The organism is Bizionia gelidisalsuginis (genome assembly GCF_008086185.1).
Taxonomy (GTDB): domain Bacteria; phylum Bacteroidota; class Bacteroidia; order Flavobacteriales; family Flavobacteriaceae; genus Bizionia; species Bizionia saleffrena.
In genome coordinates this window covers 13,994-35,797 of the sequence record NZ_VSKN01000017.1, presented here as the reverse complement: position 1 = coordinate 35,797, position 21,804 = coordinate 13,994, and the positions used below count along the sequence as shown (strand labels likewise).

25 protein-coding genes are annotated in these 21,804 nt (G+C 34.4%); 19 read left to right on the top strand and 6 right to left on the bottom strand.

Features of this window, described 5'->3' with window-relative positions:
- The first annotated feature begins 26 nt into the window (after positions 1-26).
- The 19 genes from ES677_RS11615 (at position 27) to ES677_RS11525 (ending at position 18,454) form a co-directional block, all read left to right on the top strand.
- Positions 27-1,208, top strand: coding sequence for a porin (locus tag ES677_RS11615; protein ID WP_148381343.1), 1,182 nt, complete (start codon positions 27-29; stop codon positions 1,206-1,208).
- A 257-nt stretch (positions 1,209-1,465) separates the two neighbouring features.
- The gene (locus tag ES677_RS11610) at positions 1,466-2,284 is read left to right on the top strand and encodes a DUF1269 domain-containing protein (protein ID WP_148381342.1); all 819 of its coding nucleotides are present in this window, start codon (positions 1,466-1,468) and stop codon (positions 2,282-2,284) included.
- Between the two features lie 36 nt (positions 2,285-2,320).
- Positions 2,321-3,031, top strand: coding sequence for a 2,3-bisphosphoglycerate-dependent phosphoglycerate mutase (locus ES677_RS11605; RefSeq protein ID WP_148381341.1), 711 nt, complete (start codon positions 2,321-2,323; stop codon positions 3,029-3,031).
- A 13-nt stretch (positions 3,032-3,044) separates the two neighbouring features.
- On the top strand, positions 3,045-3,545 hold the full coding sequence (locus tag ES677_RS11600) for a hypothetical protein (RefSeq protein ID WP_148381340.1): 501 nt from the start codon (positions 3,045-3,047) through the stop codon (positions 3,543-3,545).
- A gap of 20 nt (positions 3,546-3,565) precedes the next feature.
- Complete coding sequence (locus ES677_RS11595; protein ID WP_148381339.1) at positions 3,566-4,135, top strand: HdeD family acid-resistance protein; 570 nt, start codon at positions 3,566-3,568, stop codon at positions 4,133-4,135.
- Positions 4,136-4,306: 171 nt separating this feature from the next.
- The gene (locus tag ES677_RS11590; RefSeq protein WP_148381338.1) at positions 4,307-5,572 is read left to right on the top strand and encodes an NAD(P)/FAD-dependent oxidoreductase; all 1,266 of its coding nucleotides are present in this window, start codon (positions 4,307-4,309) and stop codon (positions 5,570-5,572) included.
- Between the two features lie 23 nt (positions 5,573-5,595).
- A complete protein-coding gene (locus tag ES677_RS11585; protein WP_148381337.1) occupies positions 5,596-6,234 on the top strand; it encodes a DUF2238 domain-containing protein in 639 nt (212 codons plus the stop codon).
- A 36-nt stretch (positions 6,235-6,270) separates the two neighbouring features.
- A complete protein-coding gene (locus ES677_RS11580; RefSeq protein ID WP_148381336.1) occupies positions 6,271-6,729 on the top strand; it encodes a TspO/MBR family protein in 459 nt (152 codons plus the stop codon).
- Between the two features lie 107 nt (positions 6,730-6,836).
- On the top strand, positions 6,837-7,505 hold the full coding sequence (locus ES677_RS11575; protein WP_148381335.1) for a BON domain-containing protein: 669 nt from the start codon (positions 6,837-6,839) through the stop codon (positions 7,503-7,505).
- Between the two features lie 186 nt (positions 7,506-7,691).
- Positions 7,692-8,345 carry a BON domain-containing protein gene (locus ES677_RS11570; RefSeq protein WP_148381334.1) on the top strand — a complete coding sequence of 218 codons (654 nt, stop codon included), beginning with the start codon at positions 7,692-7,694 and terminating at the stop codon, positions 8,343-8,345.
- 172 nt (positions 8,346-8,517) lie between these two features.
- Complete coding sequence (locus ES677_RS11565; protein WP_148381333.1) at positions 8,518-9,186, top strand: BON domain-containing protein; 669 nt, start codon at positions 8,518-8,520, stop codon at positions 9,184-9,186.
- A gap of 12 nt (positions 9,187-9,198) precedes the next feature.
- A complete protein-coding gene (locus ES677_RS11560; RefSeq protein WP_148381332.1) occupies positions 9,199-9,831 on the top strand; it encodes an NAD(P)H-dependent oxidoreductase in 633 nt (210 codons plus the stop codon).
- Positions 9,832-9,873: 42 nt separating this feature from the next.
- Complete coding sequence (locus ES677_RS11555) at positions 9,874-10,773, top strand: 3-hydroxyacyl-CoA dehydrogenase (protein WP_148381331.1); 900 nt, start codon at positions 9,874-9,876, stop codon at positions 10,771-10,773.
- A gap of 94 nt (positions 10,774-10,867) precedes the next feature.
- Positions 10,868-11,923, top strand: coding sequence for an ArsO family NAD(P)H-dependent flavin-containing monooxygenase (locus tag ES677_RS11550; protein ID WP_148381330.1), 1,056 nt, complete (start codon positions 10,868-10,870; stop codon positions 11,921-11,923).
- Positions 11,924-12,247: 324 nt separating this feature from the next.
- On the top strand, positions 12,248-14,758 hold the full coding sequence (locus ES677_RS11545) for a cation-translocating P-type ATPase (protein ID WP_148381329.1): 2,511 nt from the start codon (positions 12,248-12,250) through the stop codon (positions 14,756-14,758).
- Between the two features lie 84 nt (positions 14,759-14,842).
- Entirely contained in the window at positions 14,843-15,496 is a 654-nt protein-coding gene (locus tag ES677_RS11540; protein ID WP_148381328.1) for a BON domain-containing protein, read from the top strand.
- 85 nt (positions 15,497-15,581) lie between these two features.
- Complete coding sequence (locus ES677_RS11535; protein ID WP_148381327.1) at positions 15,582-16,202, top strand: MarC family protein; 621 nt, start codon at positions 15,582-15,584, stop codon at positions 16,200-16,202.
- On the top strand, positions 16,199-17,521 hold the full coding sequence (locus tag ES677_RS11530) for an APC family permease (RefSeq protein WP_148381326.1): 1,323 nt from the start codon (positions 16,199-16,201) through the stop codon (positions 17,519-17,521). The genes ES677_RS11535 and ES677_RS11530 overlap by 4 nt, the downstream gene beginning before the upstream one ends.
- A 51-nt stretch (positions 17,522-17,572) precedes the next feature.
- Positions 17,573-18,454, top strand: coding sequence for an NmrA family NAD(P)-binding protein (locus tag ES677_RS11525; RefSeq protein WP_148381325.1), 882 nt, complete (start codon positions 17,573-17,575; stop codon positions 18,452-18,454).
- A gap of 45 nt (positions 18,455-18,499) precedes the next feature.
- Here the strand turns inward: ES677_RS11525 and ES677_RS11520 are convergent, their stop codons facing one another.
- The 6 genes from ES677_RS11520 to ES677_RS11495 all read right to left on the bottom strand — a co-directional run bounded on the left by ES677_RS11520 (position 18,500) and on the right by ES677_RS11495 (position 21,736).
- The gene (locus tag ES677_RS11520) at positions 18,500-18,859 is read right to left on the bottom strand and encodes a hypothetical protein (RefSeq protein WP_148381324.1); all 360 of its coding nucleotides are present in this window, start codon (positions 18,857-18,859) and stop codon (positions 18,500-18,502) included.
- A 36-nt stretch (positions 18,860-18,895) separates the two neighbouring features.
- Complete coding sequence (trxA, locus tag ES677_RS11515) at positions 18,896-19,195, bottom strand: thioredoxin (RefSeq protein WP_148381323.1); 300 nt, start codon at positions 19,193-19,195, stop codon at positions 18,896-18,898.
- Between the two features lie 72 nt (positions 19,196-19,267).
- Complete coding sequence (locus ES677_RS11510; protein WP_148381322.1) at positions 19,268-19,678, bottom strand: hypothetical protein; 411 nt, start codon at positions 19,676-19,678, stop codon at positions 19,268-19,270.
- Positions 19,679-19,720: 42 nt separating this feature from the next.
- A complete protein-coding gene (locus ES677_RS11505; protein ID WP_148381321.1) occupies positions 19,721-19,990 on the bottom strand; it encodes a heavy-metal-associated domain-containing protein in 270 nt (89 codons plus the stop codon).
- 12 nt (positions 19,991-20,002) lie between these two features.
- Positions 20,003-20,950: a DnaJ C-terminal domain-containing protein gene (locus tag ES677_RS11500; protein WP_148381320.1), complete on the bottom strand. Its 948-nt coding sequence runs from the start codon at positions 20,948-20,950 to the stop codon at positions 20,003-20,005.
- A 15-nt stretch (positions 20,951-20,965) separates the two neighbouring features.
- On the bottom strand, positions 20,966-21,736 hold the full coding sequence (locus ES677_RS11495; RefSeq protein ID WP_148381319.1) for an RNA polymerase sigma factor: 771 nt from the start codon (positions 21,734-21,736) through the stop codon (positions 20,966-20,968).
- Positions 21,737-21,804 lie beyond the last annotated feature (68 nt).

Below are 21,804 nucleotides of genomic sequence, written 5' to 3'. Positions count from 1 at the left end.
TTTTAAAAATTAAAAGCTGTACTCAAATGAAACAAATTATACTATCGTTAGGCTTAATGTTACTGTTTACAACAATTGTTTCTGCACAAATGCATAAGCAGACCGACACGGTAAGTAATGCATACAAGCCTTTAGTTTCGGCGGATAGACTCAAACTTTTAGAACATATTGATTTTATTGCCAATATGCAGTATGCCAATTCTACTGCTTTTGAGAATGGAACGTACACAGGCAGTAGTTTCGCTATGAATCAATTTCGACTAGAAATTAAAGGGTATGTTTTGGATAGTACTGTATTCTTTCGATTTCGTAACAGATATACGCGTACCCCAACCGTTCAATCTGTGGATAAGCTTGATAGTTCTGTAGATATGGCTTTTGTGGGCTTTCATTTATCCGATAAACTCAGCTTAGCATTTGGTAAAATGATTGCAGATTATGGCGGTTATGAATTTGATACCAACCCTATTAATATCTATCAATACAATACAATCATAGCAAATGCCGATGATTTTTTGACGGGTGCACATTTTGCTTGGAATGCACCAAAAAATCAACAGTTTATGTTTCAAGTTCTCAACGCCAGGACCAAATCTTTTTCTGAATTATATGATGATATTCCTGAGATTACCGAAGCGAAATTCCCAGCTGCATTTGTTGGTAACTGGAGAGGAAGTTTTGCTGATGGATTGTTTTCAACCTTTTGGAGTTATTCCTATATCCAAGAAACAAAGGGAAAAAATGTGCAGTACATCGCCTTGGGTAATCAAATAAAACTAAAGAAAACAGTAATTCAATACGACTTTAAATATATGGCGGGCCAAATTGATAGGCTGGGCGTTATAAGTGATTTAGTGGCTGATGACTTTAGTTCCTTTATCGCATTTGATACTGACTATATAGAACATTGGCTGCGAGTACAACACAGTTTTGTACCACAATGGAATGTTTCCTTGACCGCTATGGTAAGTGATGCCTATTGGAACGGCAACCCAGAGACAATTAGTGATAATCACATTCGCACAGCTTGGGGAATAATTCCAGCTTTGGAATATGCGCCCTTTGAGAAATTGAATCTTAAATTTTTTATAGCATACGTTGGCAGAAAATATAAGTACAGCTCTGATGCTAAAGCAAATTTTGGATTAACAGATTCAAATACTGGTCAATTATTGCTTGGTTTTAGCTCGCCTCTAAAATTTTTATAATACTTGATATAGCATCCATCATAGCTATTTACTGCGATAAAGCTAAAACTATAAAATTTTTCATCACGCTGACCCAAGTCATTTTATAATGTTAAGTAACTATCTAATTTTGAAGTATAAATAGATTATTTAAAAATTGAAAAAAGCATTTGGAAAAATGCCAACTATGCAAAGATAACTCGATGAAAAAATGGACGAATTAGCAAAATAATAAGTCAAAGAAAACAGAAAATAATAACATTTAAAAACTAGAAAAAATGGCAAATATAATCGTCATTCCTTTTAAGGATAAGACAAAAGCAATAGATGCTTTACACAAAATTAAAGAGCTGGATGCGTATGGAGACATCACGCTGTACGAACACATATTAATTCGTAAAGATGATAACAACCACTACGAAGTATTAGATAACAAGACAGACGGAGAAGGCTGGAGAACGTTTACAGGAATGGCGCTTGGTGGTCTTGTAGGCGCATTTGCAGGGCCTATCGGTTTCGTTATCGGTCTTTACTCAGGTACAGCAGCAGGTGCTATTTGGGACATCAACCACTTTGATTTTGAAAATAATTTTATTAGAAAAGTGAGTAATACAATGACTGTAGGTACCATCGCTATTATTGCTGAAGTAGCAGAAGACAGTTCTGTATTTATTGATGATGCACTCAAATCGTATAGTTCAGAAATTATAAGAAGCGAGGCAGGCATAGACTTCGATGATTATATAGATGAGCAGATTGAAGATATAGAAGAAGAGATTGAAGACGAACGTCAAAAGCTAAAAAAGGCTACGGAAAATGAAAAAGCAAAAATCAAAGCTAAAATAGCGGATTTAAAAGCAAAACGAAAAGCTAAAATTGCAACGCTAGACGCAAAAAGAAAATCTGTTTTAAAGGAAGTTAAGGATAAGACAACATCTCAAATTAACAAATTGGAAAAACGTCTTAAAGGGTATGAACAGTCTGTCGCTAGCACTTTTAGAAAAGCGCGTAAAAACAGGTTAGAAAAACGCATTAAAAGAGAAGAAGAAAAACTGTACCAATTGCATAATGCCTTGGGCGAAGATATTGTGGATTAATACACAGTAGTTCTATAGTTTTAAAAAGAAGGAATAATGGGAAAGCTCATACTAGTACGACACGGAAAAAGCTTCTGGAATATAGAAAACATCTTTACGGGATGGACAGATATAGACCTCGCACCAGAAGGTGTTGATGAAGCAAAAATTGCAGGTAAACTAATTAGAGACGAAAACATAGCGATAGATATTTGCTTCTCATCTTATTTAAAAAGAGCCATTAAAACGGCTTCAATTATTTTGGAAACCGCAGATATAACGCAAATAGATTTCATTAAAAGTTGGAAGCTCAACGAACGAAATTATGGTGCTTGGCAAGGCAGAAATAAAGATGAAGTAAGAAAAGAAGTGGGCGAAGACCCTTTTTGGGACGTAAGACGAGGCTATAGCGCTTCTGCACCAGCATTATCAACAGATGATAAGAGATGCCCTAAATTCGACCCAAAATACAAGAAGCTGAATAGCGCAGATTTACCATTAACCGAATCTTTAGAAGACACAAAACAAAGAGCGGTTCAGTATTATTTTGAAGCTATTGTACCAGAATTGGTAAAAGGTAAAACAGTACTTGTTTCTGCTCACGGAAATTCCATTAGAGCATTAATGACACAGATTTTAAATATTCCTGCTACCGAAATTTCAAAAGTCGAAGTACAAACCGGAGTCCTAAATATTTATGATTTTGATAGTACAATGACTTTAAAAGACAATTACAGATTAAAACAAAAACGAGAATTAACAATTTAAATAATTAGAAAAGATGAAAACAAATATTTTATCCCTTGCGATAATAATTTTTATAGCAGGAATCACACTAACAAGTTGTGGAGAAGCATCAAAAAAGGATGCAAAAGCAGTAAAACAAGATACAAAAGAACTCAGTAAAGACCTTAAGCAAGGTGCAAAAGACACTAGTGAAGAGATTAAAATGACGATGACATCAGACTGGCAACAATTTAAAACCGCTTCAGAAACTGCCATTGATAATGCAGAAAACCAAATTGAAGAACTGCGCACAAAAATTGCAAAAGCCAACAAGAATGAAAAAGAAAAGTTAACAAAAGCCCTTGATAAACTAGAAGAAAAAAACAACGCGCTTAAAGCTAAATTAGCAGAAAAAGGCAAAGCATTTAAAGAGGATATGATTGATTTTAGTGAAGCAGCAAAGGCAAATGAAAAAAGCTTTAAACGTGAGTTTAACCACGATATGGATGAGCTGGGTACAGCCTTAAAAGACCTTTTTAAAAACAACGTAGAGTAACAATCTAAAACGATACAATTATGGCAACTACAATTTTAAGTTCAGCAAAATCTGCGGTAAAAAATTGGTGGATTTCCCTATTGATTGGAATTATTTACATTATCGCAGGGATTTGGGTGTTTCAAACACCATTAGCGAGTTATGTATCATTAAGCATTTTATTTAGTGCTTTCATCTTTGTGTCTGGCATCTTTCAGATATTCTTTTCAATTTCAAATAGAAAAAATATGCAAAGTTGGGGTTGGTATCTGGCAGGCGGAATCCTAGATTTAATTATAGGGTTATTACTAATGACACATCCGTTACTAACGATGACGATTCTACCATTGTATGTCGGTTTTTGGTTAGTATTTCAAGGGATTATGGCAATTGGTCTATCATTTCAGATAAAATCTGCTGATGTGCCTAATTGGGGCTGGTTATTATTTTTAGGAATCCTCACATTGGTGTTTTCATTTCTAGTACTTTCCAATCCTATTTTTGCAGGTTTAAGTATTGTATATATGACAGCTATGGCACTAATTACAGCTGGTATATTCAGAATAATTCTAGCCTTTGGCTTAAAAAAAATGAAGAACAGTTTCGATTAACGAAACAATTTAAAGCAGTGTTAAAACAGTAAATGGGCATAAGTTTTTTTTGATTCAGTATCTTAATTGGTACCGTTTGGGCTTATTCTTTAATGAGCACCACAGACGTTAAAAATTAGCTTATAGGAAATACATAAACAGTTATAGCACTGCTTTTTTGGATAAAAAATTATGAAAAACAAGAAAAGAGTTTTAGTCCTTGGATGCAATTTTGCCGGACTTACCATAGCGCGTTATCTTCATAAAGATGCAGGTAAACATATAGAAATTACAGTCATTGACCGTAAAAACTATATTAATTTCATTCCTAATATTCCTATTGAAGTTTTTAATAATCATAATCCAGCAGATACTTTAGAATTTCAATTTCAAAAATTCTTAAAATCAGATGGAAGTACATTTATTCAAGCTGAAGTAGAACATATCGATGCACCTAATAAAAAAGTGTATTTCACGCCTAATGAAAGACACGGTTCTGCTCAAGAGCATATAACCTACGATTATCTGGTCATCGCATTAGGGTGTAAATTGGCTTACGATAAAATTGAAGGCTTTGCCGAATTTGGACACACATTTTCAGATACGTTCTACGGAAATGAAGTACGTAACTATTTGTATAACGATTATAAAGGCGGTCACATTGCTATAGGCTCAGACCGTTTTATTCAAGGTAAAAGCCCAAAAACACCTAAAATACCTACCGCATTTGCTGCTTGTGAAGGGCCACCAGTAGAATTGGCATTTTCTATGGCAGATTGGTTAGAAACACATAAAAAAGGAAGTGCAAAAAACATCACACTATTCACACCTGCTGATGTTATTGCAGAAGATGCTGGCGAAACTATTCTCAATCAATTACTTCCAATGTTTTCAGAAATGGGCTATGGATATAGAAATAATACGGTTGGGATAAAAAGGCTTTACAAAGAAGGTATAGAATTTAAGGACGGTACTAGTTTAGAAGCCGAAATGAAAATTGTTTTCCCTAATTGGGAACCACATCATTTTTTAAAGGGACTTCCATTTGTAGATGACCAAGGCTTTGTTGTTACCGATTTGTTTATGAGAAATCCTGATTATCCTGAAATTTTTGCAGTAGGCGATGCAGCTGCTATTACCGTACCTAAATTAGGCTCTTTAGGGCATATGGAATGTGAAATTGCGTCAAAAGTTATTTCAAACGAGATTCTTAAAAAAGAAGAACACATAGACCCACTAAGCCCAATGCTATTGTGCTACGGAGATATGGGAAATCACAAAGGGTTTTATATGCACACAGATGAGTGGTGGGGCGGAAATACAAGCATTTTAAAAATGGGATACACACCTTACATTCTAAAAATGGGTTTTAAAACAATGTATCAAACCTTAGGTGGAAAAATACCAAGTTGGGGATTACCATTGTCTGAAATCGTTGGCGACCATTCCATCGTGTGACAATAGATAGGAAATTATTAAAAATGAAATTATCCAGCAGTGTTAAAACCGTGAATGGACATACCCTTTTTTGGTTTAGTATCATATTTTGTACCGTTTGGGCTAATTCTTTAATTGGCACTACAGATGTCAAAAATTGGCTTATAGAAAATACATTAACTCTTATAGGACTGCTTTTTTTGATTGGTACGAATAAAAAACACAGATTCAGCAATTTTAGTTACTTGCTTATTTGTGTTTTTTTATGCTTGCACGTCTATGGTTCTAAATATACCTATGCCGATAATACCTTTGGTTTCTGGCTTCAGGATGTGCTACACTCTTCAAGAAATCAATATGATAGAATCGTACATTTTTCTTTTGGCTTGCTACTTTACTATCCATTACAAGAATGTTTTTCGCAATGGCTCAAAATTCCGAAGCGTTTAGCGCTTACACTTCCTGTCTTAACCATTCTTTCAGCAAGTGCCCTATATGAAATTATAGAATGGTTGGTTGCAGATGTTTTTTTTGTAGAAGAAGGTGTTTCTTATTTAGGGACCCAAGGCGACGTTTGGGATGCTCAAAAAGATATGGCAGTCACCTTTTTAGGAGTGGTACTGGCGGCTGTGTTTTACTATCTATATTCATTATTTAAACCGCAAAAATCAACAGCGAAATAACTTCATAACTTCTCTTAAAATTAAAATAAACTAAAAATGATTTACAGACTCATCATATTTTTAGTCCTCAACTTTACAGCACTTGGCGTAGGAGGATTATTGGCAGGCAAAGGCGCATCATCCGTTTGGTATGCAAGTATTAACAAAGCACCTTGGACACCGCCAGGTTGGGTTTTTGGTGCAGCGTGGGTAACTATTATGATTTGTTTTAGCATCTACCTAGCCTATTTATGGCCAACTACCGAAAATAAAACCCTACTTATTGGTTTATTGGTCATTCAATACTTATTCAATATTGCTTGGAATCCAATCTTTTTTCGATATCATAACATCTCGTTAGGATTATTTGTCATTATTGGTCTTACCCTAATTGTTGGTTTCATTCTTTTCTATTATTGGTCAATTTTAAAATTGAAATCAATACTGCTACTTCCTTATTTTATATGGCTACTTATTGCTACGTCGCTCAATATGTATGCTTTTCTAAAAAATTAAAGGTTCTGTTAAAATCCTCAAAAATTATCCCTACCTGATGTAGGTCATTTTCAACAGCTTACAACCATAATATCTTTGGGGTATTATTAATTAAAATATATAATATTATGAAAACAAATGCAGAATTACAGACAGATGTCGAAAATGCCATCAAATGGGAGCCTTTATTACACGCTGCTGAAATAGGTGTTACAGTTAAGGATGGTGTCGTAACACTTACCGGAGAAGTAAGCAACTATGCTAAAAAAATGGAAGCCGAAAATGCTGCCAAAAAGGTAATAGGTGTTAAATCTTTAATAGAACATATTGAAGTTAAATATCCAAGTTCCTTTTCAAAAACAGATTCAGAAATTGTCGATGAGGTTGTAAAAGCTCTGAAACATAGTTGGTCTGTGCCAGAAAGTAAAGTTAAAGTAAAAGTTGAGAATGGCTGGGTCACTTTAGAAGGAGAACTTCCTTGGAATTACCAAAGAGAAGATGCCAAAAAAGCGGTTCACAATCTTTCTGGTGTCAAGGGTGTATCCAATAATATCAAAATTAAATCAGAGTCTCACGATGCTATTGAAAAACGAGATGTTGAAAACGCTCTAAGATGGAGTTCTATTGACGATTCTGATATCAATGTAGCGGTTTCTGGTACAACGGTAACGCTTACTGGAACAGTAAATTCTTGGTATCAAAAAGAAGAAGCAGAACGTATAGCTTGGAAAACACGTGGAATCTGGCACGTTAAGAATGAATTAGAAGTAGATTATTACTACTTTCTAGTTGATTAACAAATCTTAACTATGAATAGTATTTATTAGAGGCATCTTTTTCAAAGATGCCTCTTTATTTTTCACCGATTTTTAAATTTCGGCCTGTTAAAATTTCAAAAAAACATTCCAATCTGATGTAGGTCATTTTCAACAGCTTACATCCACAATATCTTTGGGGTATTATTAATTAAAATATATAATATTATGAGAACAGATTTAAGTATCAAAGAAGATGTGTTGGACGAGCTACAATGGCAACCACACATCGATGAGACCCAAATTGGGGTTGTAGTAAAAGATGGTATTGTTACACTATCCGGAACGGTAGATAGCTACGTAAAAAAACGCGAAGCAGAAAAGGCAGCCAAAAGCGTCGTTGGTGTTAAAGCAGTAGCCGAAGATATTGAAGTTCAATATGGTAACAGCTTCAAAAAATCGGACACAGAAATTGCAACAGCAGCAGTAAATGCTTTAAAGTGGAATATTTCTGTACCTCAAAATAAAGTAGAAGTTAAAGTCGAAGATGGTTGGATTTACCTTTCTGGCGAAGTAATGTGGGCTTTTGAGCAGAACGCTGCAAAAAAAGCGGTAGAAAACCTGCCTGGTGTAAAATATGTCGCAAACAATATTACACTTAAAAACACCGTAGATGCTGGAGATATTAAAACCAAAATTAAAAAAGCATTTGAACGTTCGGCAGATATTGATGCAAAAGACATTACCGTTAAGACTGATGGTCATACTGTAACCTTAACAGGTAAAGTCCACTCTTTAAAAGAAAAAGATGATGCGCGCAGAACTGCTTATTACTCACCAGGCGTATGGACTGTAGAGAATGAGTTAGAGGTTGTTTATTAATTTTTTTAAAACCAGATAAGAAATCGATACGTTAATTTCTTATTGAAAATTGCCCTAATCCCTTAAGTGGATTAGGGCAATTTTTTTCATACTGACCCAGGTCATTATTCATCAAACTTCGGTAGGTTAATTTTGCATTGAACATTCATCATCTCATTTAAAAAACAGCATAATGAAAACAGATATAGCAATAAAAGAAGATGTATTAGAAGAACTTAATTGGCTACCTAATATAGATGAAACGCAAATAGGAGTCATAGTTAAAGACGGAGTTGTAACCCTAACCGGAACCGTAAGTGATTATCCTAAAAAAGGCATCATTGACAGAGCTATTAAACGTATAAATGGAGTAAAAGCAGTTGCAGAAGAAATTAAAGTGAAATATGGAGACCGTGATAAATATTCAGACGAAGGAATTGCAAAAGCAGCGGTCAATGCCTTAGAATGGAATGCCTCTGTGCCTTCAGAACATATTATTATAAATGTTGAAAATGGAACAGTCCATTTAACAGGAGAATTAGAATGGGCTTTTCAAAAAGAGTTTGCAAAAAGAACCATTGAACATTTATTAGGCGTCAAAGAAGTAATCAATAACATACAGCTAAAACCAAAAGCAACACCTGCTAATGTAGAAGTTACTATTAAAAAGGCTTTTGAGCGTTCGGCAATTATAGATGCTAAAAATATAAACGTAACTATTAACGGAAATACGGCAACCCTAACAGGAACGGTACATTCAATTCAGGAAAAAGATAATGCGTTAAGAGCTGCTTATTTAGCTGATGGCATTACTGATGTGAAAAATAAAATTGAAGTAGCTTATGATGCTATTTACCTTTAAATAAAACGAACTATGGAATTATTAGAAAAATTGAAATGGCGCTATGCCACAAAAGCAATGAACGGTAAAAAAGTGCCGCAAACTACAATTGATGAAATAATTGAAGCTGCAAGACTTGCACCAACCTCAAGCGGATTGCAACCTTTTGAAATCATAGAAATTACCAATCCAGAAACTAAAAAAGAAATCAGAAAAATAGGTTGGGATCAATCTGTGATTACAGACTGTTCGCATTTATTGGTTTTTGCAGCTTGGGATAATTATACCGCAGAGCGCATTAACAAGATGTTCGATTTGACCAATGAAATTCGTGGGTTTAAAAATGAAGGATGGGAAAATTACCGTCAAATGCTATTGAGTAGTTATCCGAAAAAAGAGGCAGAAGTCAACTTTAACCACGCTGCAAAACAAGCTTATATTGGTTTTGGAATGTCGGTTGCCGCTGCTGCTTTTGAAGCTGTGGACAGCACACCTATGGAAGGTTTTGATGCGGATGCGTTAGACAAAATATTAGGCTTGCGAGAAAAAGGACTTCGCAGTTGCGTAATGTTGGCGTTAGGGTATAGAGACGTCCAAAATGATTGGTTGGTCAAGCTGAAAAAGGTGAGAAAGAGTACTGAAGATTTTGTGACGATTATAGATTAAAACAAAATTAGAAGGAGCAGTAATTACAAAAAAAATATAACAATGAATTATAAAAATATAACCATAGCAGGAAGCGGAGTTTTAGGCTACCAAATTGCATTTCAAAGTGCGTTTCACGGATTTAATGTAACTGTATATGACATTACTGATGAAAATTTAGAAAAGGCAAAAGCAAAATTCAGCAGTTTGAGTCTAGATTATAAAAATGATTTAAACGCAACACAACAACAAATAGAAAAAACACGCCAAAACTTGAACTACACTTCAAATTTAGCTGATGCTTTAAAAGATGCCGATTTGCTTATCGAAGCAGTACCTGAAAACCCAACCATAAAAATTGATTTTTATAAAAAGGTAGCAAAAGTAGCCCCTGAAAAAACTGTTTTTGTCACGAATTCATCCACCTTGTTACCAAGTCATTTTGCTGAATACACAGGAAGACCATCAAAATTTTTAGCCTTACACTTTGCTAATACAATTTGGATTCACAATACGGCAGAAATTATGGGACACGATACCACAGACCCAAACGTATTTAAAGATGTTGTTGCCTTTGCCAAAGCTATTGGTATGCTGGCGTTACCACTAAAAAAAGAACAGCCAGGATATATTCTCAATTCACTATTAGTACCATTATTAAGTGCCGCAACTAATTTATTAGTGAGTGAAGTTGCAGACCCCAAAACCATAGATAAAACGTGGATGAAAGCAACAGGAGCGCCTTTAGGACCTTTTGGTATTTTAGATGTGGTAGGTATTAAAACTGCTTACAATATTAATAAAATAGCGGCAGAAGAAACCCAAGATGCTTTAAAAATAAAAACAGTAGCATACTTAAAAGATAACTATATTGACAAAAATAAGTTAGGAGTTTCAACAGGAGAAGGGTTTTATAAATACCCTAACCCAGCGTATAAAAATTCAGATTTTTTAGAGGTGTAAACATTTGTCTTCTAGATTTATACACATAGTTATGAATTGACCTATTCCTCTGGGGCGTATTCTAAATAGAGATTAGTAAATAGTCAATCAATAAATGAAAATATACGATGTACTTATAATAGGTGGCGGACAAGCTGGATTATCAATTGCTTATTTTTTAAGGAGAAGTTCATTGACCTATTTAATAGTAGATAATCAACAAGAAGCAGGCGGTTCTTGGAGTCAAACTTGGGATAGTTTAAAATTATTTTCGCCATCTACCTATAGTTCATTATCGGGTTGGGCAATGCCTAAAAGTAAAGAGGAATATCCTACTAAATCAGAATTCATAAACTACTTGTCAGCCTATGAAAAACGGTACGGTTTTACGATACAAAGGCAAACAGAAGTTATTAAAGTGGAGAAAGAAAGCGGACTTTTCAAAACCGAGACAAATAGGGGTGCGTTATATTCCAAAACTGTAGTGAGTGCAACCGGAACAGCTGGACATTCTTTTATTCCAGAATATTCTAAAAAAGCTATTTTTTCTGGAATTCAAATACATTCCGCAGACTATAAAAATTCAGATAATCTTCAAAATAAAAAAGTGCTAATTATTGGTGGTGGAAATTCTGGAGCACAAATTTTAGCAGAAGTGTCCAAAGTTGCAAAGACCAAATGGGTCACTTTAGAAGAACCGCTGTTTCTACTTGATGATATTGATGGACGTTATCTTTTTAACGATGCAACTCAAAAATTCTTAGGAAATCCAAAAGTGAAATCCAAAGGAGATTTCAGTATTTCCTTATCCAATATTGTAATGATAGAAAGTGTCAAAGAAGCACGAATTCGTAATGTTTTAAATACAGTTAGACCCTTTAAAGAATTTTACGAAGATGGCGTTGTCTGGCAAGATGGTACTAAAGAAGCATTTGATGCTGTTATTTGGTGTACAGGTTTTAGGGCTAATCTTAAACATTTAGAATCTTTAGGTATTGTTGAAAACGGAAAAATAGCGACTAAAAATACACGTTCGTTACAAGAGCCTAATTTATGGCTTGTTGGCTACGGAAATTGGACTGGTTTTGCCTCTGCTACAATATATGGCGTTGGTAAAACTGCCAGACAAACCGTAAAGGAAATTACTGAAACATTATCGATAAACAAGTAGCATAAACTTGAATAGAGATAGAATAGTGCCCAAATTCAGTAAGACGAATTTGGGCATTTTTTACTGACCCAAGTCATTTCTATCAGCGTTTTCTAAAACTACCTTTATGCCTAATAAATAAAGGTTGAGTTTAATAATAGCAGTAATGAAAACAGATGCAAAAAAATAGCACGTTCTCAACATTTTTGAGAAAAAATAGACCATAAAAATCTTTTTCCGAAGTCTTCAAATAAGGTATAAAAGTGTTACTTTAAAATCTTAAAACAAATAATTAAAAAATAATCTCACAATCAGTATCTTTAAAATGTACAATACATAGCAACTATGTCCATAGAAAATTTCAATATTAAAGGATTAACTTCAGAGCAAGTACGGCAATCTAGAGCAAAATATGGAGAGAATAAATTAAAGAGCAAAAAAAAATCGTATTTTATTGAAGCCATTATAAGTCTAGCAAAAGAACCAATGATTTTGCTATTATTAGTGGCTTCTGTTATTTATTTCAGTACTGGAAATATTGGCGATGGTCTTTTTCTAATGTCAGCTACTGTATTAGTCGCTACTATTTCTTTATACCAAGATTCCAAAAGTCGTAATGCTTTAGAAAAATTAAAAAGCTACACGCAACCCAAATGCAAAGTGATTCGTAATGGCGCGTTGGTTGAAATTAGGTCTGAAGAAATTGTGGTTGGCGACAGTCTAATGATTGAAGAAGGCAACACTATTTCGGCTGATGGCATCATTATACATTCCAATGATTTTTCGGTCAATGAATCCATTCTTACAGGCGAATCATTTTCAGTTTTTAAAGATGAAACAAAAAAGGATACATTAATTTACAAAGGCACTTTGGTTTCCAGCGGACTGGCTATTGCAACGGTTACCGCTATTGGCAACGAAACCCAATTAGGAAAAATAGGAAAAAGTCTTGAAGACATACAGAAAGAAAAAACACCTTTAGAAATACAAATCAACAATTTTGTAAAAAAAATGGTGGTTGCAGGCGCAGTTATATTTCTAATTGTGTGGGCAATCAACTATTTTAATTCTTACGATATATTAGACAGCTTACTCAAAGCCTTAACGTTAGCAATGAGTATTTTACCAGAAGAAATTCCTGTGGCATTCACCACCTTTATGGCTTTGGGAACGTGGCGTTTGATGAAAATGGGTATTATTGTAAAACAACTAAAAACAGTTGAAACTTTAGGTAGTGCCACCATAATCTGCACCGATAAAACAGGCACTATTACCGAAAACAGGATGAGTCTTGCCAGACTTTACACATTAGCTTCAAACACCATTTGTAAGGCAGATGATGTATTGGGCAATGCCGAAAAAGAACTCATAAGAACTGCTATGTGGGCAAGCGAACCCATACCTTTTGATGCTATGGAAATTGCACTACACGATTCTTATAAAGCATTTTCAGAAAAAGACGAAAGACCAGACTACAAAATGATTCACGAATACCCATTGGAAGGAAAACCACCAATGATGACACACCTTTTTGAAAACAAACAAGGCCACAGAATCATTGCAGCAAAAGGCGCACCTGAAGCTTTGATGACGATTTCAAATCTTTCAACTATTGAAAAACAACAAATAATCGATGCCATACAAACAATTACAGCCCAAGGCTATCGTGTATTAGGTGTTGCCGAAGCTTATTTTGAAGGTAGTGATTATCCAAAAAAACAACAAGAGTTTCAATTTAATTTTAAAGGCATTGTTGCATTCTACGACCCACCAAAAAAGAATATAACTTCAGTTTTGAAAGCTTTTTATTCGGCAGGTATCAACGTAAAAATTATTACTGGAGATAATGCGTTAACTACGCTTGCCATTGCAAAAGAAATAGGTTTTAAAGATGCTGAAAAAAGCATTTCTGGAGAAGACTTACTTCATCTTGAAGGGACTGAATTACAACAAAAAGTAGCAGAAGCCACTATTTTTACAAGAATGTTTCCCGAAGCAAAACTAAAAGTTATTAATGCCTTAAAAGCTACTAACGAAATTGTAGCAATGACAGGAGATGGTGTTAACGATGCACCAGCACTCAAAGCTGCACATATTGGTATTGCAATGGGTAAAAAAGGCACCGAAATTGCCAAGCAGGCAGCATCACTAATTTTATTGGACGATGATTTATCAAAAATGGTAGATGCCATTGCTATGGGCAGACGCATTTATACCAATCTAAAAAAAGCAATTCAATATATCATATCCATTCACATCCCTATTATTTTGACGGTTTTTATTCCCTTAGCTTTGGGTTGGGTCTATCCAAATATTTTTTCGCCAGTACATATCATTCTTCTCGAATTGATTATGGGACCAACCTGTTCCATAATTTACGAGAATGAGCCTATGGAAAAAAACACGATGCTTCAAAAACCACGACCAGTAACTTTAGATTTTTTTAACTGGAAAGAATTAACAACAAGTATTATACAAGGCATATTAATTACCTTAGGAACACTAACAATATACCAATTTGCCATACATCAAGAATTCAATGAAGCAATAACACGTACTATGGTTTTTACCACGCTTATTTCGGCTAATATCATCCTCACTTTGGTCAATCGTTCATTTTATTATTCCATTTTTACGACTTTAAGATATAAGAATAAACTTGTTCCTCTTATTATTGGTATTACAATTACCTTAATGGCATTATTACTTTTTGTAAAACCCTTATCCCTATTTTTTAAATTTGAAAGCCTAAGTATTACCCAAATTGGCATTAGTATTAGTATTGGTTTTCTATCTGTAATCTGGTATGAATTTGTAAAATGGTTCAAACGTAAAAAAGAGACAAACACCTATTAGAAATGACCTACATCATTTCTATCAGCGTTTTCTAAAACTACCTTTATATATTACTAAAGAAGTCTCACTTTAAAAAGATATATAATGAAAACAGATATAGAAATTAAAAACGATGTACTCGATGAACTCGCGTGGCAACCCAATGTGGATGAAAACGAAATAGGCGTAGTGGTCGAAAATGGAACAGTTATGCTTACTGGTGTTTTGGATAATTACCGCAAAAAAGTCGCTGCTGAAGAAGCTGTAAAACGAGTAAAAGGCGTTAAGGCCTTGGCTGGAGATATTCAAGTGAGATATGGAACAAGTTTTCAAAAAACGGATGTAGAAATTGCAAAAGCCATTGTAAAAGCTTTCGAATGGAACACCGCAGTACCAGAAGATAAAGTTTCTATAGAAGTCCGTGATGGTTGGGTTAATTTATCTGGCGAAGTAGATTCAGCCTTTCAAAAAGATGCAGCAGCACGCGTGGTAAAAAATATCACAGGTTTAAAATGGGTAAATAATGTGATTACCATTAAACAAGCCATACTTCCTGTTGATGTCAAAGAGCAAATTGCCAAAGCTTTTAAACGTTCTGCTGATATTGAAGCGGATGGTATTACAGTTGAAGTACACGAGGATGTTGTAAAACTCAAAGGAAAAGTGCATTCGTTAACAGAAAAGAAAGCAGCTCAAAAAACAGCCTATTTTTCACCTGGAGTTTATAGAATTGAGAACGAACTGGAAGTAGTGGATTAATTCCATAACCCATTAATATACTAAATCTGCTTAATTCATTTTAAAATTGACGATTAAGGTATCTAAAAAGTAATTCTAGTATCTAATGGACAGTCTAATCACATTCTCAATAACGGTTTTTACCGCATTTTTTGCCATAATGAACCCCATTGCTGGTATTCCTGTATTTGTAGCTATGACTGAAGGTGCTGATGTAGCAACCAAAGAACGCATTAACAGAAAAGCAACGGTAACTGCATTTTTAATTGTAGCTATATTTGTTGTTCTCGGTAAATTTATTTTTGACCTCTTTGGCATTACCATTCCTGCCTTCAAAATTACTGGTGGCATTTTAGTATTTTATATCGGTTTTGAAATGTTGCAATCTGCCAAATCAACAATTAAGCACCTGAAAAATGTAGCGATTGATGAACAAATAGCAATTTCCCCATTAGCTATTCCCTTACTTGCTGGTCCAGGTGCCATCGTAACAGCAATGAATTTTGTGACTGATGTAAATTTAATTCACATTGTAATTGTAATATTTATTTTTGGGTTGATGTGTTTTCTTACTTATCTTTCTTTTCGATTAAGCGATTTTATTGTAGCTAAAATAGGAAAGAATATTATTGAAGTCCTAAATAAGATTATGGGTTTAATCATCGCTATTATAGGAACCAATATGGTTATTGAAGGTATTAAAATTGCGTTTAATTTGAATTTATGACCATACACAGAAAAAGAAATAAAAGCCTAGGCCTGGCAGAACTTATAGCCATTGCGCTGGGCGGAATGGTAGGTGGCGGAATTTTTACTATTTTAGGCATTGCAGTATCTATTATTGGTAATATGGCACCTATTGCCATTATCATTGGTGGTTGTATTGCAGCTTTAGCGGCCTATTCTTATGTAAAATTAGGGCTGTATTATAAAGACGAAGGCGCCACCTATTCCTTTTATAAACGCACATATACTAGTTCGCCATTCTCAGCATCAGTTGTAGGATGGTTTGTTATTTTCGGCTACATCAGTACGTTAGCGTTATATGCCTACACCTTTTCATCGTATGCGATAAGTAGTACCGATTTTGCCAATGTCGTTTGGATTCGCAAAGCCATTGCTATTGCAGTCATTGCCATTTTTACTTTTATCAACGTTTGGAGCGTCAACGGAATGGGTAAAATTGAAGATGCTATGGTTTATACCAAATTGGTATTACTGACTATTATATCAGTCGTCCTCATTCAGCACGGAACAACGGATTTTGGGACATTTTTAGATAATATGGTCTTAGATGCCGAAAAATCAAATGTGTTTTCTATTCTAATTGTGGCATCACTCACTTTTGTAGCCTATGAAGGTTTTCAGCTCGTCATTAATGCGGTTAATGAAATGCAAAATCCAGAAAAGAATATTCCAAGAGCCATTTATGCTGCTATTATTTTAGCCATACTTATTTATGTGGTCATTTCCATAGGTGCTTTATTTGCAATACCAACTGAAGAAATTATAAAAAACAAAGAATTTGCATTGGCAGCTGGTGCAGGAAATGTATTGGGAAGTTTAGGAACTAATATTGTCATTTTGGGTGCTATTCTTGCTACCAGTAGCGCCATTAGCGGAACGGTGTTTGGGTCTTCACGACAAATGGCGGTTATTGCAAAGGACGGATTCTTTCCGCATTGGTTATCCCTTCGGAAAAATAATGTCCCTCAAAATGCCATTATTGCAATGGCTTGTATGGCAAGTATATTAGTTTTGCTAGGTGGTCTTGAATTGATATTGGAATTTGGCAGTATTACTTTTTTATTGGTATCATTACTTATGGCGATTGCCAATTACAAAATAAGAGATAAAACAAATTCTTCAAAAGCGATAACACTCTTATCTATTTTAGGACTCGGAATGGGTGGGATATTGATTCTGTATTATGAATTTACCAATGAATGGGAACAGATGCTAGCCATTATCATTTTGTATCTAGTTCTGGCTATTTTTGCTTGGTTCTATTCAAAGAAAGTAAATAAAGATAAAAGTAGTATGTAATTGCTAGGTTTGAAACCAATAAAATCTTAAGCAAATCAAAATAGTAAATAAATGACTAAAGTTTTAATTACAGGAGCCACAGGCAACGTCGGAACTGAAATTCTAAAGGCTTTGGGTAATATTCACCATACGTTAGAGATATATGCTGGTGTAAGAAAAACTAATACAAACCAACGAGAGCCTCTAGTCTTTGAGCAAAATGAAATTTACTTTGATTTTACAAAAATCGATACATTTTGGCCTGCCCTATTGAATATTGATATTTTATTTTTATTGAGACCGCCCAACATATCTGACGTAGCTAAATATTTTAAACCACTTATCGATACTGCAAAAAAATCAAGCATTCAACACATCATTTTTTTATCTGTGCAAGGCGTAGAAAAAAGCAAAATTATTCCGCATCATAAAATTGAAAAATTAATTGTTGATAGTAAAATTTCATATACATTTTTACGACCAGCCTATTTTATGCAAAACTTTACAACAACGTTGCGATATGACCTAGTTCATAATCATAGAATTTACTTGCCAGCAGGACAAGCAAGATTTACTCTAATTGACCTAAAAGATATCGGTTGTGTTACAGCAGAAGTTCTTATTAACCCTCAAAAATATTGTAATAAAAGCTATGAGTTGACTAATAATGAAACTTTGACTTTTGCTGAAATGGCTAAAAAAATTAGTGAGGGAATTGGAAAAAATATAAGCTATATTTCGCCAAGTCTGCTACAGTTTTTTATTACAAAACGAAAAGAAGAAATGCCGATAATGCTAATCCTTGTAATGATTATGTTGCACTACTTTCCAAGATTTCAACAGACGCCTAAATTAACTCAGTGGGTAAAAATTATTACGAAAAAAGAACCTAAAACTTTTGAAGAATTTATTCAAACCAACTTAAAAAAAATTGGAAAGAACAAAAGTTCTTAGAAACAGCCTTACTTGTAATATAAAAATATCATAGTTGCACTTTTTCTAAATAGCTATATTTAGGTATTTTTTCAACATATCTAGCTTAAAGTTACTGACCACAGCTAAACTAGAATCGGCATTCATCAATACCAAACCGTAACCCAATTCGGATAGTTTACAATCTTTAATAACACCTTCTCTTAATGCACTAAAAACAGGCATAAAATGTTTGTGCGTTTCAATACCTGAAGCATTGGCTGCCTTAATAGCTGCGGAAACTGCATCTGTAATTTGATTGGGTGTTAAGCCTTGTTCCAATAAGTCGCTTGCCAAATGTTTCATTTGTATGGAATAGTAAAAATCCATAAAATTCTGAACGCTGTCAGCTATATCATATTCTCTAACATATATTGATACTTCCATAATGTGTAATTTCTAAATTATTAAACAATTCTTCATTTAAGTATGCTGTGTGATAACAGCCATCAATTGCGCTTTACTTTGAACACCAGATTGTCGCCAAACAATCTGTCCTTCTTTAAATAAAGCCAATGTAGGCACGCCTTTAACATTGTAACGCTGTGCAACGGGTTGGTTTTTGTCAATATCTATTTTAATAATGCGCACTTTACCATTGACCTCTTTTGCTAAATCATCTATAATGGGCGATTGCGCTTTGCAAGGGCCACACCATTCTGCGTGAAAATCTACGAGTACCGGTGTTTTACCATTTACTATTTTACTAAAATCCCCTTTCATTGGTCTATTTTTTTAAAACGAACTATTAACGTGCTTCATCATTATTACAAATTAATAGTCCGTTATTTTATGTTACTTTAAATCTTTCGCATACCCAAAAACAATTCTTTTAAACGTTTTAAAATCATTGGTAAAAGTTGCTACTCGCTTAGATATTTGGCCGTGCTTTTCTCGATAATCGCTATCTGATAATCCTTTTTCATTTTGCATAAGTCGTGATAGGAACTGCTCGTGCTTGATAATGCTGTCTTCTAAATCGTTAAACAAATCAGAATGAATTTCATCTAGATTTTTAAGCATTTTTTCATACTCAGGATTGTTGTTTTTTGAAGTTTCTTTCTTCTTTAATAGGTCATCAAAAAAGCGCACTTCGTCTTTGTAAAAATCAATGGTATCTAACCATTCTCTACTTTCAAAGTGTAACACGTCTAATCCTGCACCTAATAATAATGCTGCTTTTGGGTTTGAAATTGCTGTATTCATAATATTATGTTTTAATTTTTAGTATTTATAGTTTGCTGAAAGTTATAGATTTGAGAGTTTGAAAACACCTTTTGGTATGGCGTGAAAACCTGTCGATTTTACTTTTTCTTCTACGTCTTTTATATCTATTAATTTGGAAGTGTGAATCGTAAATTCTTTAGGAAACACATCATTATTGATTAGGACGTTTTCAATGCCATCTAATTCTAATATTCTATTTTTAATAACTTCAAGTTCTCTCGATTCTTCGGCATTTGTGCTAAATACTTTTCCGTGGAATCCTGGTATTATGTTTTCGTTTAATAAGCTCATAAGTCCTCTGTTCTAATTTGCGTTGGCAGTTTTGGTTTCTCTTAAATCTTGTAATTGTTTAAATAAGTCTTCCTCTTCTTTTGTTAACTTTGTAGGTAAGGTTACGTTTAGTTTGACTAACAAATCGCCGTGGGTTGTTGGTTTGCTGTATTTTGGCATTCCTTTGCCTCTTAATCTCAATGTTTTTCCTGTTTCACTACCTTTAGGAACGGTTACTTTTACGGTTCCTGTAAGCGTTGGAACTTCTATTTTACCACCCAAAATGGCGGTATATAAATCTACTGGCGCATTGTGTAGAAGATTATCTGCACTTCGTTTAAAACGAGCATCTGGTTGTACGCGTAAAATGATATACAAATCGCCTCGATTGCCACCTTGAACGCCTTGTTGTCCTTTGCCTTTTATTTTTAATTGTTGCCCATCATAAGCCCCTTTCTTAATCGTTATGCGTAACTTTTCATTATGTATCTCAAAGGTGCGTTTGCTTCCTTCATACGCTTCTAGAAGTGTAATAGGCATTTCGGCTTGGGTGTCGCCACCAGAATATGCTGCTCGCTGTCCTCTTGCGCCTTGTCCGCCTGCGCCAAAAAAGCTTTCAAAAAAACTCGAAAAATCCTCGCCACCTTGTCCACTAAATCCTGAGGGGTTTCCTTGATAGGAATACGAGTTTCTTTGGTTTTGTCTTTGATTCGCTTGATTTGCATAGTCTCGCCAATCATCACCTGTGTTTTGATACGCTTCCCAATTAGAGCCTATCGTATCATATTTTTCACGCTTTTCTTTATCGCTTAATACTTCATTTGCCTCGTTGATTTCTTTAAACTTTTCTTCAGCAGTTTTGTCATCCGGATTTTTATCTGGATGGTACTTGGCCGCTAATTTTCGATAGGCTTTTTTAATATCTTTTGCGGTAGCGTCTTTTGAGACACCTAATGTTTTATAATAATCTTTGTAATTCATCTATGATGAAGTTTATTAATTAAGCGGATATCTATTGAAAAAGCTCACTTGCAATGCTTTTTTCGCATCTGTTAAAAGTTTTTCAACGTCATTGAGTGGGCTATTTCTTAATTGGGCAATTTCGGCTAGTTCTAAATGTTGTTGGGTAGCCAACTCAAAAACGGTACGCATAGGCGATGGTAAATTGTACAGTACCATCGCGATATGATGTTGAATAGCTTCAGCCGTTAAATCTTTATCAATTTTTTTAATCCAGTCGTTTTCATCATTCTCTATAAATACGTGGTTTAGGGTATAGTCATTGTGGTTGTAAGAGCTATCATCTAGTTCTTCAATCATCAATAAATCGCCACCACCATCTGTACTATATTTTTCCTGCATTTCATCCCATTCAGGCTTCGTATAATCATCAATATTTTTAAAGAAAAATTCATCAAATTCTTCTTCTACGATAATATCGTCTAGCAAGTCATTGGTCTTTTTGAATAACCACAGATAGAAATCTTCTGCTTGCTTCACTTCATCAATATGGTCATATATTTCGATAAAAAGCTGGTCTATAATATCATCTGCTTTGAATTTGTTTTTAGAAAAATGTCCTTTTTTAATGGCAACATTGAGTTGTGTATTCACATACTGCCGTATTTGAGGCATTATTTTAAGCACTAATTCATTAAAAGAGGTTTGGTTTTCTTCCTTTTTGAGCTGAACGAGATTTGTATAAGTTTCTGTCACAAATAGTCGAAACTCTTTTTTGTTTTGGTAATAAGAAACATTGGTTTGCATAAGGCGCGCGTTTAAATATTATAGTGTAAAGGTGCAAACTTGATGGCGTTGACAAAATGACTTGGGTC

Coding starts and splice junctions, on each gene's coding strand:
- ES677_RS11615 (WP_148381343.1), top strand. CDS start 27: ATGAAACAAATTATACTATCGTTAGGCTTAATGTTACTGTTTACAACA.
- ES677_RS11610 (WP_148381342.1), top strand. CDS start 1,466: ATGGCAAATATAATCGTCATTCCTTTTAAGGATAAGACAAAAGCAATA.
- ES677_RS11605 (WP_148381341.1), top strand. CDS start 2,321: ATGGGAAAGCTCATACTAGTACGACACGGAAAAAGCTTCTGGAATATA.
- ES677_RS11600 (WP_148381340.1), top strand. CDS start 3,045: ATGAAAACAAATATTTTATCCCTTGCGATAATAATTTTTATAGCAGGA.
- ES677_RS11595 (WP_148381339.1), top strand. CDS start 3,566: ATGGCAACTACAATTTTAAGTTCAGCAAAATCTGCGGTAAAAAATTGG.
- ES677_RS11590 (WP_148381338.1), top strand. CDS start 4,307: ATGAAAAACAAGAAAAGAGTTTTAGTCCTTGGATGCAATTTTGCCGGA.
- ES677_RS11585 (WP_148381337.1), top strand. CDS start 5,596: ATGAAATTATCCAGCAGTGTTAAAACCGTGAATGGACATACCCTTTTT.
- ES677_RS11580 (WP_148381336.1), top strand. CDS start 6,271: ATGATTTACAGACTCATCATATTTTTAGTCCTCAACTTTACAGCACTT.
- ES677_RS11575 (WP_148381335.1), top strand. CDS start 6,837: ATGAAAACAAATGCAGAATTACAGACAGATGTCGAAAATGCCATCAAA.
- ES677_RS11570 (WP_148381334.1), top strand. CDS start 7,692: ATGAGAACAGATTTAAGTATCAAAGAAGATGTGTTGGACGAGCTACAA.
- ES677_RS11565 (WP_148381333.1), top strand. CDS start 8,518: ATGAAAACAGATATAGCAATAAAAGAAGATGTATTAGAAGAACTTAAT.
- ES677_RS11560 (WP_148381332.1), top strand. CDS start 9,199: ATGGAATTATTAGAAAAATTGAAATGGCGCTATGCCACAAAAGCAATG.
- ES677_RS11555 (WP_148381331.1), top strand. CDS start 9,874: ATGAATTATAAAAATATAACCATAGCAGGAAGCGGAGTTTTAGGCTAC.
- ES677_RS11550 (WP_148381330.1), top strand. CDS start 10,868: ATGAAAATATACGATGTACTTATAATAGGTGGCGGACAAGCTGGATTA.
- ES677_RS11545 (WP_148381329.1), top strand. CDS start 12,248: ATGTCCATAGAAAATTTCAATATTAAAGGATTAACTTCAGAGCAAGTA.
- ES677_RS11540 (WP_148381328.1), top strand. CDS start 14,843: ATGAAAACAGATATAGAAATTAAAAACGATGTACTCGATGAACTCGCG.
- ES677_RS11535 (WP_148381327.1), top strand. CDS start 15,582: ATGGACAGTCTAATCACATTCTCAATAACGGTTTTTACCGCATTTTTT.
- ES677_RS11530 (WP_148381326.1), top strand. CDS start 16,199: ATGACCATACACAGAAAAAGAAATAAAAGCCTAGGCCTGGCAGAACTT.
- ES677_RS11525 (WP_148381325.1), top strand. CDS start 17,573: ATGACTAAAGTTTTAATTACAGGAGCCACAGGCAACGTCGGAACTGAA.
- ES677_RS11520 (WP_148381324.1), bottom strand. CDS start 18,859: ATGGAAGTATCAATATATGTTAGAGAATATGATATAGCTGACAGCGTT.
- trxA (WP_148381323.1), bottom strand. CDS start 19,195: ATGAAAGGGGATTTTAGTAAAATAGTAAATGGTAAAACACCGGTACTC.
- ES677_RS11510 (WP_148381322.1), bottom strand. CDS start 19,678: ATGAATACAGCAATTTCAAACCCAAAAGCAGCATTATTATTAGGTGCA.
- ES677_RS11505 (WP_148381321.1), bottom strand. CDS start 19,990: ATGAGCTTATTAAACGAAAACATAATACCAGGATTCCACGGAAAAGTA.
- ES677_RS11500 (WP_148381320.1), bottom strand. CDS start 20,950: ATGAATTACAAAGATTATTATAAAACATTAGGTGTCTCAAAAGACGCT.
- ES677_RS11495 (WP_148381319.1), bottom strand. CDS start 21,736: ATGCAAACCAATGTTTCTTATTACCAAAACAAAAAAGAGTTTCGACTA.